Annotated in this window: 15 protein-coding genes; 5 read left to right on the forward strand and 10 right to left on the reverse strand. The window is 64.9% G+C overall.

What is annotated here, in order from left to right; all coding sequences use genetic code 11:
- Window positions 1-27 precede the first annotated feature (27 nt).
- The 3 genes from xdhC to K8R92_04875 are packed head-to-tail and all read left to right on the forward strand — an operon-like array spanning window position 28 to window position 2,176.
- Complete coding sequence (xdhC, locus tag K8R92_04865) at window positions 28-843, forward strand: xanthine dehydrogenase accessory protein XdhC (protein ID MCE9619221.1); 816 nt, start codon at window positions 28-30, stop codon at window positions 841-843.
- Window positions 844-890: 47 nt separating this feature from the next.
- A complete protein-coding gene (locus K8R92_04870) occupies window positions 891-1,733 on the forward strand; it encodes an AsmA family protein (GenBank protein MCE9619222.1) in 843 nt (280 codons plus the stop codon).
- Window positions 1,730-2,176, forward strand: a complete 447-nt coding sequence (locus K8R92_04875) for a GNAT family N-acetyltransferase (protein ID MCE9619223.1) — start codon at window positions 1,730-1,732, stop codon at window positions 2,174-2,176. The genes K8R92_04870 and K8R92_04875 overlap by 4 nt, the downstream gene beginning before the upstream one ends.
- Before the next feature lie 64 nt (window positions 2,177-2,240).
- Here the strand turns inward: K8R92_04875 and K8R92_04880 are convergent, their stop codons facing one another.
- The 10 genes from K8R92_04880 to K8R92_04925 all read right to left on the reverse strand — a co-directional run bounded on the left by K8R92_04880 (window position 2,241) and on the right by K8R92_04925 (window position 11,538).
- Entirely contained in the window at window positions 2,241-2,813 is a 573-nt protein-coding gene (locus tag K8R92_04880) for a hypothetical protein (protein MCE9619224.1), read from the reverse strand.
- A gap of 24 nt (window positions 2,814-2,837) precedes the next feature.
- Window positions 2,838-4,025, reverse strand: coding sequence for an ABC transporter permease (locus K8R92_04885; GenBank protein ID MCE9619225.1), 1,188 nt, complete (start codon window positions 4,023-4,025; stop codon window positions 2,838-2,840).
- Window positions 4,026-4,027: 2 nt separating this feature from the next.
- Window positions 4,028-5,188, reverse strand: coding sequence for an ABC transporter permease (locus K8R92_04890; protein ID MCE9619226.1), 1,161 nt, complete (start codon window positions 5,186-5,188; stop codon window positions 4,028-4,030).
- A complete protein-coding gene (locus K8R92_04895; protein ID MCE9619227.1) occupies window positions 5,185-5,886 on the reverse strand; it encodes an ABC transporter ATP-binding protein in 702 nt (233 codons plus the stop codon). The genes K8R92_04890 and K8R92_04895 overlap by 4 nt, the downstream gene beginning before the upstream one ends.
- Complete coding sequence (locus tag K8R92_04900) at window positions 5,873-7,192, reverse strand: efflux RND transporter periplasmic adaptor subunit (GenBank protein MCE9619228.1); 1,320 nt, start codon at window positions 7,190-7,192, stop codon at window positions 5,873-5,875. The genes K8R92_04895 and K8R92_04900 overlap by 14 nt, the downstream gene beginning before the upstream one ends.
- Window positions 7,189-8,580: a TolC family protein gene (locus tag K8R92_04905; protein ID MCE9619229.1), complete on the reverse strand. Its 1,392-nt coding sequence runs from the start codon at window positions 8,578-8,580 to the stop codon at window positions 7,189-7,191. Before K8R92_04905 ends, K8R92_04900 begins: the two co-directional genes overlap by 4 nt.
- 68 nt (window positions 8,581-8,648) lie before the next feature.
- Window positions 8,649-9,095 (reverse strand): hypothetical protein, encoded by a 447-nt coding sequence (locus K8R92_04910; GenBank protein ID MCE9619230.1) that lies wholly within the window; start codon window positions 9,093-9,095, stop codon window positions 8,649-8,651.
- Window positions 9,096-9,194: 99 nt separating this feature from the next.
- Window positions 9,195-9,752 carry a MogA/MoaB family molybdenum cofactor biosynthesis protein gene (locus tag K8R92_04915; protein ID MCE9619231.1) on the reverse strand — a complete coding sequence of 186 codons (558 nt, stop codon included), beginning with the start codon at window positions 9,750-9,752 and terminating at the stop codon, window positions 9,195-9,197.
- Window positions 9,749-10,291 carry a cyclic pyranopterin monophosphate synthase MoaC gene (gene moaC, locus K8R92_04920; protein MCE9619232.1) on the reverse strand — a complete coding sequence of 181 codons (543 nt, stop codon included), beginning with the start codon at window positions 10,289-10,291 and terminating at the stop codon, window positions 9,749-9,751. Before moaC ends, K8R92_04915 begins: the two co-directional genes overlap by 4 nt.
- 14 nt (window positions 10,292-10,305) lie before the next feature.
- Window positions 10,306-11,538 (reverse strand): molybdopterin molybdotransferase MoeA, encoded by a 1,233-nt coding sequence (locus K8R92_04925; protein MCE9619233.1) that lies wholly within the window; start codon window positions 11,536-11,538, stop codon window positions 10,306-10,308.
- Between the two features lie 118 nt (window positions 11,539-11,656).
- On the opposite strand from K8R92_04925, the gene K8R92_04930 reads away from it, so the two are divergent.
- Window positions 11,657-11,902 carry a MoaD/ThiS family protein gene (locus K8R92_04930; protein ID MCE9619234.1) on the forward strand — a complete coding sequence of 82 codons (246 nt, stop codon included), beginning with the start codon at window positions 11,657-11,659 and terminating at the stop codon, window positions 11,900-11,902.
- A 5-nt stretch (window positions 11,903-11,907) separates the two neighbouring features.
- Window positions 11,908-12,315 (forward strand): molybdenum cofactor biosynthesis protein MoaE, encoded by a 408-nt coding sequence (locus K8R92_04935; protein ID MCE9619235.1) that lies wholly within the window; start codon window positions 11,908-11,910, stop codon window positions 12,313-12,315.
- The last annotated feature ends 263 nt before the right edge of the window (window positions 12,316-12,578 follow it).

Genomic DNA, 12,578 nt, shown 5'->3' on the forward strand with positions numbered 1-12,578 from the left:
TCCGCCGCACTCTATAGATTGTGCGCGATGAGCCGCGTCATGCGCGAATATCTCGAGCACGCAGGCAAACTCGCCGAGAGCGGGACGATCTTTGCCACGGTCACGCTGGTCTGCCCGGAAGGGCACGTGCCGCAGGACATCGGTGCCAAGGCCATCGTGACGGCGGCCGGGCTAGCGTGGGGAACCGTCGGCGGCGGTCGGCTGGAGGCCCGCGCCATCGAGCACGCCAAGGAGATGATCGCGCGGGCGGAAAGCGCGGCGCCGGGCGGCTCGCCGGTCGCGCCGGAGATGGTGCGCTACGAATTGCAGCGCGATTTGAACATGGTCTGCGGCGGTGCGGCCGCGCTCTTCTACGAGGTCTCCGCGGGTCCGGGCTGGAACATCGCCGTCTTCGGCGCCGGGCACGTGGCCCAGGCCGTCGTGGCGCTGCTGGCGACCTTTCATTGCAACTTGACCTGCATCGACCACCGGGTCGAGTGGCTCGACAAGATTGCGCCGCGGCCCAACCTGCGCAAGGTGGTGGCCGTCGAACTTGCCGACGAGGTGAGGAAGCTTCCATCCGGCGCGTTTTGTCTGTGCATGACGCAGGGGCATGCCACTGACCTGCCCATCGTCCGCCAGATCCTCAAGCGCAATGAAGCGGCGTTCATTGGCGTGATCGGCAGCGAGACCAAGGCGCGCACGCTGCGGAGCACGCTGGAGAAGGAGGGATTCGGCGCGGAGCTGATCGCCCGGATTCACTGTCCGGTGGGCCTGCCCTTTGGAACGAATTCCCCGGCTGAGATCGCCGTCAGCGTGGCGGCCCAGCTTCTTGAGAAGCGCGACGCGTTGACGCGGGCATGAATCCTCGCCGCTGAAAGTCGCGGGCGTCCCTGCTAATCTTCGCCCCCATGATCCCCCACGTTCCAAAATCAGCCAAGGGCGGCCGCCACCTACTTCGCAAATTGATCCTCGCCGGCATCGCGCTGGTCGCGGTGATCGTGGTCACGGCGGTGCTCTTCCTGGACGCCGCAGCGGCGCGGATCGTGGGCATCGCGGGCACCAAGGTCCTGGGCGTGGACACCGCGGTGTCGTCGGTGCACATCGCGCTGCTGGGAGGCACCTCCTCGGTCAGCGAGCTCACCGTGGCGCAACCCGCGGGCTTCAGCAGCGACAAGATGCTTGATGTGAAATACGCGGGCGTCACGCTCAGGCTTTCCGAACTGCTCAATCAGGACATCGCGATCGACGAGGTCAAGATCGACGGCATCGATGTGCTGCTGGCAGAGAAGGATGGCAAGGTGAACCTGCAGGTGGTCTCGGACAACCTCGCATCGAAGACGGCGCCGGCCAAGACTCCTGAGTCCGCGCCGCCCAAGGACACATCGCCGGAGAAGACCGTCACCATCAAGCTGGTCACGGTGACGGCCATCAAGGTTCGGGTGCAGGGCATGATGACGGCAGGCCAGATGGTCGCGGTCGACATTCCCGACATCCAGATCAAGAATCTTGGAAACAAGATGCCCATGAGCGAAGTGGCCAAGATGCTTTCAAGCGAACTCATCGGACGGCTGACGACGGCAATCGTGGAGGCGAAGATTTCGGGCCTTTCCGACGCCATGGTCGGCGGGCTGAATGACGCGGCAAGCCAGCTCGACAAGCTCATCCTCAAGGACGCGGGCAGCGCGATCGAGGGCGGCGCCAAGGGCATCGGCGACGGTCTCAAGGACATTTTCGGCAACCCCAAGAAGTGACGCTGACCATCCAAGCAGCGACGGAGCGCGATCTGGATGGGGTCATGCCTTTGGTGCGCGATTTCTACAAGCACTTCAATCTTTCTTATTCGGAGCCCGGGAAGCGCGGGGTGCTTCTTGAATTTCTGAAGTCGCCCGAGGCGGGGCGGTTGCTGGTGGTGCGGCAGGGCGATGTGTGCGTCGGCTACGCGCTGCTGGCATGGTCCTTCGGACTGGAGTTCGACGGGCCGGTGGCCTTCGTCGACGAGCTCTTCATCCGTCCGGAGTCGCGCGGCGGCGGTGTTGGGTCGGAGGTGCTCGCGCACATTGAATCACTTTGCGCGAAGCTCGGAATGCGCGCTCTGCGCCTGGAGGCGGACATCTCCAACACCCGCGCCGCGGAGCTTTATGCCCGGAGCGGCTACATCGGCCACCAGCGCCATCTCATGACGAAACGGCTGTGAGTCGCTCATGGCATCGGTGGATGGCGAAGGTGACACCCTTCACGAAGGAATCGGCGTGCGAACGCTATTTGATCTTGCTGGCGAGCGGATCGTTGGGAATCTTGTAGATGTGGTCGGCGTTCACGCTGAACACGCCGCCTTCGGTCGGCTGCAATGTCCCTTCGACGGCGATCAACATGAGCGGCTTGAGCGAGCCCTCGGAATCCAGGGCGATGGCGAGCGGCTTTCCGCTGCGATCGACGATCGCGACGGAGGCCAGTGCTTTCGCAAGCGAAGAGCGTTCCTCGCAGCAGTAGTCCGCGGGCGTCGGGCAGTGGGCGTCGTCGCCCATTTCAGCGCAAGTTTTCAGCGATGCATCAACGAGGGTGAACACGGCGCGGTTGCTGACGAAGGGCGACACCGACCCGCCAATGCGGCCGATGATGGCGACTCGTTGGCCGGCCTTTGCCTGCTTTCGGGCCTCCAGAACGCCGACGGCTCCCGCAGGTTGTTGCATGACGAACAAATTCTTTGGCAGCGACGAGGCTGCCGTCGCGGAGGGTGTCGGCGGCGGCGTGGCGGGGTCGCACGCCATCGGCAAGGCACAAGCAAGTGCGGTGATGCTGGATCCGATGATGGTGTTGCGAAGCGATCTCATGGATGAATCTCCGAAAGGGGTGAATCAGGCCAAGTCCGACTTCAACGCGGACGGAATGTCCGCGCGAAGACAACGAAGAGCGGGGGGCAGGCTGCCGATCAATCCGAGAAACAGTCCTGCGGCGAGCCCGCTGGCGACGCACGCGGCATCGACCGAGAGCGAGAATATGCCCATGGAGAATCGCACGCCCAAGCCGTCGAGCAACAGCGCGGCGATGAGCAGGGCGGGCAGGGCTCCGGCGGCGACGGTGATGATCGATTCCTGAATGAGATTCAGGACGACGGCGCCTCTCGAATACCCCAGCACCTGCAGCATGGCGATTTCCCGCGAGCGCGAGGCGAAGGAGGCGTCCAGTGCATTGAGCCCGCCGAGCATGGCTCCCAGGGCAACGATGAGCGCGCTGACGCCGATCAGGATCTGCACCGGGCGGAAGAAGCGGGCGAGACCCGCGTAATAGGCGGGCTCGTCGATCGCGGCGAGCTCCAGATCGGGCCTCCTCGACGCGAAGACTTCCATGTCGCCGATGTCGGCGCCCTCCAGCGAGACCACCGCCACCGAAAGAGTTTGCCGCTTGGTCAGCACCAGAAGATCGCCGAGCGGCACCCACGCCTCGCCGTCGATGGCCACGCCGGGAGCATCGATGATTCCCGTGACCGCGAAATTGGTCTCGTCGATCAGGATCGAGGGCGGAGTCGCGGCATCGGACAGGTCCGCGTCCGCCATGCCAAGTCGGACCGCCAGCGAGCGACCCGCCAGCGCTTCGCCGCGTCCGGCTTCGGGAAGACGGCCAACGGAAAGCCGGGCCTGCGGGTGCACCATGAACGCGCCGGGCTCGACTCCGCGCACCATCACCAGATCGCGCGCGTTGCCGCCGGGAGCGGACGCCTCGGCGCGGCGAAGCGGCAGCGGCACATGGAGTTCCGGCGAGACGAACGCGGCGCCGCCAGCGGATTTGATGCCGCGAATGCTCGCCGCGAGTACGCCCGGAGTCGACGCCGAGATTTCGCTGCGCTCCACGCTTTCCTCGCTGCCCGCGCCGAGCAGCATGACATTGCCCGGCGTTCCGCTGGCCCGGATGCCCCGGTCGAGTGCCCGCACGCTCGCCGCCGCGCTCACCACCAGGAAGATCACGATGGCGCTGCCGCCCGCGGTCAGCACCAGGCGCAGCGGACTTCGTCCGATGTTGCGGGCCGCGTAATGAATCGGCAGCACTCTCATGAGCGGAACCCCGCGACAATGGTTTGCCGGGACGCCAGGATCGCGGGCACGACGCCAGCGGCCATGCTGAGTCCGATGGCGATGGCGACGCCAGTGATTGCGATGCCGGCCGATGGCGGAATCGCGATCGACACGCCCTCCATGGTCATCGCCGTCCGCGCCAGTGACACGGTTGCATAGGAGCTGACCGCTCCAACCAGGCCGCCGACTCCTCCCAGCAGGCAGGCCTCCAGCAGCACCAGCGCCGCAAGATGGACGCCGCGGAAACCAAGCGTTTGAAGCACGCTGATCTCCTTTTCGCGACTGCGCATGGAGAGGACGATGGCGTTGGCCACCAGGGCGAAGACCGCGAGCAGCGCCGCGAGTCCCAGGGCCTCGGCGAAGCGCACCAGCACAATGACATCGGTTGCGGCCCGCGCCACATGCGCGGTCTCCGCGCGGGTGGTGGTGGGCGACTGGTCCCTTGCGAATTGCCGGTCGATCGCCTGGGCCACCTCGTCCAGCCGCGCCGGGTCGGTGACGCGCACATCGAATTGGGTGACCACGCCCCCGGTGCCGCCGCGCTTGGCCTGCTCCTGCAGGAAGGGCAGGTGCACGAAGGCGCTGCTTTGATCCTGCGGCTCGTCGCTCTCGATGATTCCGGCGACGAAAGCGTCGATGCCGGCGGCGGTGAATCGGTCGCCCGGCTTCAGGCGGCGGCGATGGGCCAGCTCGCGCCCGATGAGCGCGCTGTCGCCGCGGCCAAGCCAGCTCTTCATGGACTCCGGACTCGCGCTGGAGGCGTGGGTGGCAGCGAAGTCCTCCGGCGGCACTCCGCGAAAGGTGACCACATCCAGCGACGCGCGGCAGTTGGACACCACAATCTTCACCGGCGTCACGCTCGCGACGCCGGGGATCTTGCCGATGGCTTGTTCATAGGACTGGGGCAGCTGGCTGGTGAAGGGGCAGAATCGATTCTGGCGATAGACGACTAGGGCGGTTTCGCCGGAGGATTGCTGCGTGGCGCGCTCGACGCCGCTCCGCATGGCTTCGACGGTGCAGAAGAGGAAGACGGCCACCGCGACGCCGGCCAGCACCAGCGCGCTGCGCGTGGCGCGGCGGACCAGTCCGCGCCAGGCCAGCGCCGCCATGCCGATGATGGATCTCAGCGTGTTCATGCGCGCACCGCCGCATCCTCCACAAGCTTTCCCTTGTCCAGATGCACCAAGCGCTGGGCGTGAGACGCGGTCGCCGGGTCGTGCGTGACCATCACAATAGTCTGCCCGCGCTGGCGATGCAGGCTCGACAGCAGCGTCATGATGCTTGCCGCCGCGACGCGATCGAGATCGCCGGTCGGCTCGTCCGCCAGCAGCAGCGCCGGCCGCGTCACGATGGCCCGGGCGATGGCGACGCGCTGCTCCTGCCCGCCGGAAAGCTGACGCGGATAGTGCGCATGCCGATCGGCGATGCCCACCGCTTCGAGCGCCTCCTCGACGCGGCGATGCCGCTCCGACCGCGAAAGGTCGTGCAGATAGAGCGGCAATTCCACATTTTCATAGGCGGTGAGCACCGGCACCAGGTGGTAGAGCTGAAAGACATAGCCCACCTTTTCGGCGCGCCACTTGGCAAGTTCGGCGCGGGAAAGCTGCACAAGATCCTGGCCATCCACCACCAGCGAACCCGCCGTGGGGCGGTCGATTCCGGCGAACAGATTCAGAAGAGTGGTCTTGCCCGAGCCCGAGGGGCCCATGAGCGCCACGAACGCGCCACGCGCGAGCGACAGATCGATGGACTCCAGCACGCGGACGGCCTCGCCGCCGCGCGCGTAATGCTTCTCAAGTTTTCGACAGGTGATGATGGGGTCAGTGGTTGGCATGCGGATCCCTTTCTGTGGTTGCGGCATCCGTGGATGTGGGAGACGCCGCGACACGAACGGATTGACCAACGCTTGTGGCAGGCGAGTCTGGGAGCACGACGAAATCCCCGGGTCGAAGCCCGCTGAACACCGTCGTCCAATCGCCCGCCGCCTTCATGTTCGCGGGTGCGGCGGCGCAGACCACTTCGCGCGATTCAATCCGGCCAACACCGTCGCGCACATCCACCACCACTCGGAGCGATCCGCTTCGAGTTCCATTCGCGGCCGCGATGGTCTGTGCCAGCACGCTTTCCGGAATCGCGATCTCGGTCCGGCTCGACGCGCCGACGTCGCCCTCGGCGGCCTTGCCCTGCGGTTGCAGTGAGTCCAGTTGAATTCGGACTCGCGCCAGCATGTCCGGCACAAGCCCGTCGGGCGGATTCTCCAGCAGCACCTTGGCTTGCAGGGTGTTCTTGGCGATGTCCGCCTGTTGCACCAGCCGCAAGACGCGACCGCGCACCGTCTGTCCGGGCAGGGAATCAAATTGAACCTGGGCAATCTGGCCAACCCGAAGTCGCCCGGCATCGGACAACGGCACGTCCGTTTTGACCTGCAGGCTCTGCGGGTCAAACAATTGGACGATCGCCGCGTCCTGCCCGAATTTTCCAACCATCATTCCGGGCGACGCAAGGCGCGCCATCACGACTCCCGCGGCCGGTGATCGGACTTCAGTTCGGCTCAGATTCAGCGCCGATTCATCGCGCGCGGCGGACACTTGCTCAAGAGAAGCCTTTGCGCCCGTCGCCTTGATGCCAAGGCGAGCCACTTCGCCTTCGCTGACGCTGCCGCCGGCGACCAGCTGACGCTTGCGACGCAGTTCGTCCTCGATCAGGGCTAGTTCGGAGGCCTTCACCTGCACCTCGGCCTTGGCGCGGCGAAGCGAGAGCCTGGCGTCGTCGTCGATCAACCGCGCGACCACCTGGTCCCTTTCAATTCGGTCCCCCTCGAGCACAAGCACTTCGCGGACCACTCCGGGAGTGAGCGCCGCCGCTGCGATGGGAAAGGGCGAGGGCTCGACCCAGCCCGGAGCCTGCACGACCATGCCTTGGGCCGCGGATGATGGCTCCACGCCCGGACGCATGATTGAAGTCGGGTTCGACTGCGTCGCCGTGCGGATCACGACGGGCGTCGCGCGGACCACCGTGAGCGGAGCCCACGCGCGCCAGCTTGACCATGCAAGGATGGCCGAGGCGCTGGCGACAATCGCCGCGGGCAGCAGAACGCGGGTGCCGATGCGCCGACCCGGCAGAGGAATAGGCGAAGTCATGGCATCACCTCCGCCGGCAGAAATCCCGCGGCTTTCGCCAGGACCAGTCGGGCAGCACGGCGCTCGCGCTCCAGATCGGTCATCTCAAGCTTGGCGTGGTTGAGCGAATGCTCCGCGTCGATCAATTCGCGCTGGGAGCTTTCGCCGGCCGCCAGCGCCGCTTGCGCTCTCTTGAAGGTTTCGGTCGACGGTGCGAGCAAGGACTCCGCGCTGGCATTGCGCCGATCCTCGGTCGCGAAGGCCCGCGTCAGGGCGGATCGCAGCTCGATGATGGCCGCCTGTCGCACGCGCTCCGCCTCGATGGAGGCCGTGGCCAACTCAGCTTCAGCCTTGGCGATTCGCGCCGACCCATCGTTGAAAATCGGAATCTCGATGTTGGCGGAAAACATGGCGGCTTGATCGCCCTCCATGTCGCGTTCAAATCCGCCGCCCAGATCGATTGTGTTCAAGCGACTCCGTCGTGCGAGCTCCAGCTTGGATGCCGCCGCGTGCATTCGTGCATGCGCAGCCCGCACATCAAGACGTGTCGATGCGAGCTGGGAGAGCAGGGACTGCTCATCGGTGACTTCCGCGAAGAGCGCGTGGGCCGAGGAGGGATCGGCGACGCCGGTGCGCCAACCGGTCGAAGCCTCCACGCGGCCAAGCAGCGCCATGAGCGACAGCTGGGCCGCCGTGTGCATCTCGGTCGCACGGGCCAATCGATGATGAGCATCCAGATATTCGGCCTGGGCCTTGGCCACCGTGTTTCCGTCGGCTTCTCCCGCCGCGAATCGATCGCGGGCCATCACCAGCAGTCGCTGCGTGATTTCAAGGTCATGCCGGGCCAGTCCGCGCTCCTCGTCGCGCAACGCGGTTTCGTGCCAGGCGGAGCGCGTTTCTGCGGCGAGCGACACGGCGCTTGCACCCAGCGAAAGCAGCGCCGACTGGTAGGAATCGCGGGCCGACTCGCTTCGAATTGGCTGCTTCCAGAGTTCGTCGATCTGCACCATGAGCATGGCGAAAATGGGAACCGCGCTCATGGAGTCCAGAGGCACTCCCGAGGTGAAATTCAGAACCGGATTTTGCGGGGCCGAAATGTCGATGGCCTCCGCGCGAAGGGCGTTGGTTTCCGAAATCATTCGGGCGATGGCAGGGCTGGCGTCCAGGGCGATGGCGACGGCTTCGACTTCGTTCAGCGGGTCGGGAAGCGCGACGGTCGCCGCGGACCGCAGTGCATCGGCGCCGATCGCAACCGCATCCGGCTTGGTCCAGGCAGGGGTCACGCCAGCGCGGCTCGCGATGTCGGGGCCGACCGATCCGGGTTGCTCCAATGGCTGCGTCTGGCAGCCGGCCACCAGAAGCAGGGCGAGCGCGGAGGCTCGCGCCGACAAGTGAAATAAATTGTTCATGTTCAAGCTCCAAAAGGCACGGACACAATGCGCGGGAACATCCCGCGCACATCAGTCGTGTTTGGAGTTCAAATCAGCCAGGTTGCCATGAGGGCGCAGCGCTCGTTCACGCCCGGCGGCGGCCCAGGCGGATCGTGCTGGCGAAGAGAAATGGACGGAAGGTCGTTGGCGTGTCGCGTGTCGGAGACCTCGACAACCGATGGAGGCAGGACGCATTCAACCGCGCTCAGGTCGATCGAAACAGGCGATGGCGGAGGGGCTTTGGTCACGCAGCATCGACAGGCATTGTTCGGAGCGCAAGGGGTCTTGTTCGAATCGCGATGGGTCGATTGCTTGTGGGCGGATGATGGAATCGGCCTGCCGCAGCAATCCTTTTCCACTTCGTGGCACGCGACCTTGGTCGGTGCTTCGCAGCAGGTGGCACGCTCAAGCAGGAACGTGGTGAACTGGCAATGACACACCGGCAGCCACAGGGCGGCCAGCAGGGTCAGGAGCACTCGGGGAGTGACGGTCATCTCAGGCCTAGCGTAGCTCTGAAACCGAGGTTCGCAAATGGTTGGGGAATAACTCGGAAAAGAAAAATCCCCAGAACCCGCACAGACCGACGCTTTCACTCAATGCTTGTGATGAATCACCTTTGCATTGGCGTCCGGCGAAGCGACCGCGTCCGGGCGGCCGTCATCCTTCACTTCGCCTCGCAGCGTCTCGATGGCGTGGGGAAGGATGTCGGCGATGGCCTCGAACATCTCCGCGCAGCCTCGCGGCGAGCCCGGCAGCGTGATGATCAAAGTTTGGTTGATGGTGCCGGCAATTCCGCGCGACAGGAAAGTGCGCGGAGTCTTCTGCAGGCAGCGCAGACGGGACAGGTCCATGATGCCGGCGTGTTCCCGGTGCATCACGCTGCGCAGCGCCTCGGGCGTGATGTCGCGCGGGGCGAGTCCGGTTCCTCCGGTGCTCAGGATCAGATCGATGTTGCGCGACGGTTCAGACCAGCGCGAGAAGAATGCCGCCAGGGCTGCGAGGTCGTCGGGCAGGCATTCATGGTGGACGATCTCGGCGTGAAGATGCTTCGCGGCGAGCCCCGCGAGCGTGGGACCGGAAGTGTCGTCGGTTTCGCCGCGCGAGCAGCGGTCGCTCACCGTCAGGATCGCGGCTCGTGGCACGGAACTCATGATCGGACTTTCGTGGAGGTCTGCACACGGCGCACCGGACTGTGGGTGGCGCCTTTCGCCACATAGCGTCCGCTTCGTCCGCCTTCCTTCTCCAGCAGCCGCAGGCCCTCGACGGTCATCGACTTGTCGACCGACTTGCCCATGTCGATCACCGTGAGCGCCGCAATGGCGACCGCGAGCAGGGCCTCCATCTCGACGCCGGTTCGGGCCGTCACCTTCGCCTCGGCGCGCAGATGCACGTGGCCGCGGCGCAGCTCGGCGCGGACCTCGATCGAATCAAGCGGCAGGGAATGGCAGAGCGGAATTAGTTCGTCGGTGCGCTTGGCGGCCTGGATGCCCGCGAGCCGCGCGACCTCAAGCACATTGCCCTTGGCCAGCGCATTCTGTGCGATCCGTTTGGCAAGTTCGGCGGAAATCTTCACGCGGGCTTCGGCCACGGCGCGACGGGCGGTGAGCGGCTTGGCGCCGACATCGACCATTCGGGCGCGACCTCGCGAGTCGACATGGGTGAGGGTTGGGAATTGCTTCTTCTTGGCCATTGAGGGTCCGATCGTCAATGCATCCAAGCGTGGAAAGGGAGCGGTCCATGGGTTTGCTCGCCTGGGGGAACTTCCACAAATCCAACGCTCGTTGCGGCGGAGGCGATGTCGCCCGAACTCTTACCCGCGAGCAGATGAAGCTCTCCGCATCCGTTCGCGTCCGCTCGTTCACCCACCAGCCGGTGCCACCACAGGCTCAGCGTCGCGTCATCGCAATTGGCGACGCTTCGCTTGACGGGCGCGAGCTGCGAATCCGCAAGCCCGGCAAACTTGCCCAGCATGGGAACCGCGAGCCGCCGCGCGGTGACCATCACCGAGACGGGATTGCCTGGAAGTCCGAGGATCAAGCATGGCGAGTCTTTGCCCGGACGCAGCGCTGCGAGCATCGGTCGTCCGGGTCGCTGTGGAATCTTGTGGAAGATGGCGTCGGCGCCGAGCCGTACCGCGACGCCCGGGACATGATCGCGATGACCCATCGAGACTCCGCCGGTCAGGATCACGGCGTCCGCGGATTGCATCATGGCGCCGACGATGGTGACGAGCGCGTCCTCGTCGTCTTTCACATGCGACTGCGACACCATCTCGATCCAGGGCCTGGCGCCAAAGAGCGACTCAAGCACCGGACCATTGCTGTCGCGCACCTGCCATGGCTGGGGGGCCGCGTTCGCGGCGACCAGCTCGTCGCCCGTGACCACGAGCGCGACACGAACGCGTCGGTGCACTCGGACCCTGGCCTTGCCGAACGCGGCAAGTCCGCCGATCACTGCGGCGGAAAGCACCATGCCTGGATTCGCGAGGCGAGCGCCGCCCGCGGCGTTTTCGCCTCGGCGACGAATATTGGCGCCGCCCTTGATCGCGGCGGGAGCGATCGTCAATCGCACGCGGCCATCCGAGGGTGTCACATCTTCGTAGCGCACAACGGCATCGGCACCGAGCGGAATGGGCGCGCCGGTCACGATCCGAACCGCATGTCCGGCGCGCATGGCAACCGGTGCGTGTCCGATGCTCGCCTCGTGGTCCACTCCCGTCGCGACGGGCAATCCATCGCGTGACGCCATCGCCGCAAGGTCCTCCATCCGCACCGCAAAGCCATCCATCGAACTCACATCCAGCGCGGGGCTCTCTCGATCCGCGAGCAGGGGCTCCGCCAGCACGCGGCCAGTGGCGCGAGAGAGGTCCACGAGTTCCGTTCCGAGTGCGGGAAGCCGTTCTCGCACCGCTTCGACCGCCTCATGGGGCGAGGCCATTGGCCGAAGTGCAGCGATGGGTGTGGTGGCTTTCATGTGCGTGGGCTGATTCGAAACTCGAAGCGCGGCATGCGGCCGCGCATGATGGGCCGCGATGTCGCGATGATACGCTGGAGCAATGACGATTCGCGTGCTCATCTTCGGCTCGCTCGCCCGGGAATTATCCTGCAAGGAGATCGCGGTGGAGGTTGCGGCGCCCGCGACGGTGAGCGGCGTGAATCGCGCACTTGCGGCGAAATACCCTGCGAAAGCATCCTTCATGAGCAGCGCCCGGCTGGCGGTCAATCATGCGTTCGCGAAGCCGGAGGCGGCCGTGCAACCGGGCGATGAAGTCGCTCTCATCGAGCTGGTGGGTGGCGGATGAGTTCCGTGGCTCGCATCCAAGACGAGGCGACCGATGTTGAACCGCTTGTTCGCATCGCCGACGGAGCTCTCAGCGAAACACGACCCGTGCAGCCGCATGGATCGGCGGGTGCGACCCTCGTGTTCGAGGGCATTGTGCGCGGGGAGGAAGCGGGGCGGCCCATTCGCGCGTTGATGTATGAAATCTACGAGCCGATGGCGTCGAACATGCTTGCCAAGTTGTCGCAAGAAATGATCAAGAAGCACGGGCTCATCGCCATCACAGCTGAGCACAGCCGCGGAGAAATAGCAGTGGGGCAGCGATCCTTCCGACTCACTCTGCAATCAGCTCATCGCAAGGAAGCCCTTGCCGCCATGGATGAGTTCATCGACCGCATGAAGCGGGATGTGCCCATCTGGAAATCCCCGATTTGACTTTGAGGCTAAAAACCAGGGCAATTTCTTTTTATTAAAAATCAAGAACTTCATTTGACAGGCCTTGTTTCGGTGTTATTAGTGTTTCGCGGGTCGAATCCGACCGATCCGGCTGTTCCCAATTGTCGGACGAGTGAGCTGGTTTAAAGGGTATTGAAAAATTATTCGGGTTTGGAGTGCAAGGTTTGTGACATTTCATTCGTCACAGACGCGACTTGTTCTTTCAATCTCAGCGGGTGCGCGTGTGGCTTTCGCCTTCTTAA

The organism is Planctomycetota bacterium (genome assembly GCA_021414025.1).
Taxonomy (GTDB): domain Bacteria; phylum Planctomycetota; class Phycisphaerae; order Phycisphaerales; family SM1A02; genus SYAC01.